The organism is Paraburkholderia sp. SIMBA_027 (assembly GCF_046535315.1).
GTDB lineage: Bacteria > Pseudomonadota > Gammaproteobacteria > Burkholderiales > Burkholderiaceae > Paraburkholderia > Paraburkholderia tropica.
The window spans coordinates 1-277 of the sequence record NZ_JAWRWY010000436.1 but is presented as its reverse complement, the minus strand read 5'-3'; the positions used below and the strand labels follow the sequence as shown (position 1 = coordinate 277).

The following is a 277-nucleotide window of genomic DNA, read 5'->3' as shown; positions in this document are numbered from 1 at the left end:
CCTTCGTGGAACCGTACACCGCCAACCATCCATCCCGTCCCGATATCCCCACGGTGGTCGCCGACGTCCGCACCAGCCAAGACACCCCGCCCGGGTACGGCCTGGTGCCAACACTTCCGAGTGCCCAGGACCTGGCCCTCATAGGCTGCGCCGCGACACCGCTGACGGCTTGGATCGACAGGCTCGAAAGGGTCAGCGGGCAGGCCGACCTGCAGCGCGTGCAGAAGCGCGCCGAGGAAGAGGCCCAATCGGCCGCAGTCCAGCTGGGCGCGAGCCC

At 69.3% G+C, this 277-nt stretch carries 1 protein-coding gene; it reads left to right on the top strand.

Annotated elements, in window-relative coordinates; all coding sequences use genetic code 11:
• On the top strand, positions 1 to 277 hold a 277-nt coding region (locus SB764_RS39735; protein WP_410866716.1), incomplete at both ends, for a hypothetical protein.